The sequence below is a fragment of the Ottowia sp. genome (assembly GCF_047975795.1).
Classification (GTDB): Bacteria; Pseudomonadota; Gammaproteobacteria; order Burkholderiales; family Burkholderiaceae_C; genus Ottowia.
The window spans coordinates 1-2,054 of sequence record NZ_JBKEEE010000054.1; the positions used below are offsets into that span (position 1 = coordinate 1).

General features: G+C 61.2%; 3 protein-coding genes. 2 read left to right on the plus strand and 1 reads right to left on the minus strand.

Features of this window, described 5'->3' with window-relative positions:
• The first annotated feature begins 149 nt into the window (after nucleotides 1-149).
• Complete coding sequence (locus tag ACK5NW_RS08650; RefSeq protein WP_416927070.1) at nucleotides 150-467, plus strand: DciA family protein; 318 nt, start codon at nucleotides 150-152, stop codon at nucleotides 465-467.
• 86 nt (nucleotides 468-553) lie between these two features.
• Here ACK5NW_RS08650 and ACK5NW_RS08655 read toward each other — a convergent pair whose 3' ends face one another.
• Nucleotides 554-1,252: a glutathione S-transferase family protein gene (locus ACK5NW_RS08655; protein ID WP_416927072.1), complete on the minus strand. Its 699-nt coding sequence runs from the start codon at nucleotides 1,250-1,252 to the stop codon at nucleotides 554-556.
• Between the two features lie 124 nt (nucleotides 1,253-1,376).
• On the opposite strand from ACK5NW_RS08655, the gene ACK5NW_RS08660 reads away from it, so the two are divergent.
• A complete protein-coding gene (locus tag ACK5NW_RS08660) occupies nucleotides 1,377-1,874 on the plus strand; it encodes an IPTL-CTERM sorting domain-containing protein (RefSeq protein WP_416927074.1) in 498 nt (165 codons plus the stop codon).
• Nucleotides 1,875-2,054 lie beyond the last annotated feature (180 nt).

Sequence of the window (2,054 nt, forward strand, 5' to 3'; positions counted from 1 at the left end):
AGCCAATAAGGTACTCAACAAGGCAGTCAAAAAATCCTAAGTGCCAATACCATCGGGGGCGCCGCAACGCAACTGGGCATTTTAGCCCGCCGCCCCTTGTGTCGATCACCTCACCCCATAAAGCAAGCAGCCCATCGCGCACCATTTGCATGAACACGCCGAACAACGCGCCCATCCGCCTGCAAGATGCCATCGAACAAGCCCCTACACTGGCCCAGTTGAGCCAGCGCGCCACCGCATCGGCTGCGTGCCTGCGCGCCGTGCAGCCCCTGTTGCCCCCGGCCCTGCGCAGCGCCGTGCGCCCCGGCAACCTTGAAGATGGCCACTGGTGCCTGTTGGTGCCTCACAACGCCGCAGCGGCCAAGCTGCGGCAACTGGTGCCCACCCTGGTGGCCGCCTTGCAAAGTACCAACCACCCAGTGAACACCATTCGCATCAAGGTGGAGCGCGCCAGCTTCGGCCCATAGAATCTTTGCGCTGAAAGTACCTAGATCGCTTATCTGTCAAGCATCACAAGCTATCAAAAAAGTAACACTGCAACCGCACACCGGCGTTAATCCCGCCCGCTGCGGTACGGCTCCTCAAACGGCCTGAAATCCTGCTCGGCCAGCGCATCAGCCATCCAGGCGGCCACGCCGGGCAAATCGCACACGCGCTGCATGTACGCCGCCACATCGTCCGGCACGGGCAGCGCAAAGGTGCGCAGGCGCATCACCACCGGGGCGTAAAAGGCGTCGGCCACCGTAAAGCGTCCAAACAACAGAGGGCCGCCGTATTCGGCCAGCAGGGATTGCCAGATTTGCACGATGCGGGCCACGTCCGCGCACACACCGGGGTTGTCGCGCCAGAGGGTCTGACCCGCCTCAGGCAGTTGCGCCTCGATGTTCATGCCGCAGGCGCTGCGCAGCGCACCAAAGCCGCTGTGCATTTCGGCCACCACGCTGCGGGCGCGGGCGCGGGCGGGCGCTTCGCGCGGCCACAAATGGGCCTCAGGAAACTTTTCGGCCAGGTATTCGGCAATCGCCAATGTGTCCCACACCGTCACATCGCCTGCCGCTCCCCGATCGACCAGCACCGGCACCTTGCCCGCCGGACTGATCTGGCCCAGGCGTTGCTTGAATTGCGAGTCGGCATCGAACGAGTCAAAACGCAGCATCACCTCGTCAAACGCAATACCCACCTGCTTCATCAACACCCACGGGCGCATGGACCAGGACGAGTAGTTTTTATTGCCGATGTAGAGCTGGAGCATGGTGCAACCTTTGGTGTGGAGCATGCAAGTTATCACAGGCTCAACGCCTACTGCTCAGCAAAACATGGGGGAGGCAGGCCAAACCGTGATACAAAGTGCACAAATTTAAACAAAGAAGTTTTGTATGAACAAGTATCTGGCTTTTGCCATCGTCGCAATGGGATGCGCATCAAGCGCATCCGCCATCACGGTCACCGGTAGCGCTACAGTGACCTGCACCGAATGGGTCGCCGCACCAGGGTCGTACGGCGACTTTGACCGCGACAACACAGGAATGGGCTTCGAAGCCATTACTTTGACCGTGACAGACGCCGTCGGAACTGTCTTGTGGTCATTGAGCTATAACGGTGGGGTTCCGTCGACCCAGACGTGGTCTGGTGCCACTTATTCGGCCAGCCCTGCCTACAGCCCCATCACCTTCCGCGTCATCAGCAACGCAGGCAATGGTTTGCCCGAGCAGGTGGCGTATCAGGCCACCGGCACCTGCGCCAGCGTCCCTACGCTGGCACCTGTCAACGTGCCCACTTTGGATGCTGCAGGGCTTGGCACGCTGGCCGGTTTGTTGGGTGCAGCCGGTGTTTTCTGGCAACGCCGTCGGCGCACCAGCAAAAAAGCTGATTGAATTGCCATCTTTGGCGTAAAAGCGCCAAAGGTGCGCATCAGGATACCTTTTTGGTGCTTGCATCCACCACATAATTCTGCGGCCCGCGCGCGGCAATCTTCAGCGCGCCCAGCCGGTTGCCCAGCGCGGCGCAGCGCGGCAAGTCCCAGCCGCGCTCCAGGCCCACCAGCAGCGCGCCGC

Coding starts and splice junctions, on each gene's coding strand:
- ACK5NW_RS08650 (WP_416927070.1), top strand. CDS start 150: ATGAACACGCCGAACAACGCGCCCATCCGCCTGCAAGATGCCATCGAA.
- ACK5NW_RS08655 (WP_416927072.1), bottom strand. CDS start 1,252: ATGCTCCAGCTCTACATCGGCAATAAAAACTACTCGTCCTGGTCCATG.
- ACK5NW_RS08660 (WP_416927074.1), top strand. CDS start 1,377: ATGAACAAGTATCTGGCTTTTGCCATCGTCGCAATGGGATGCGCATCA.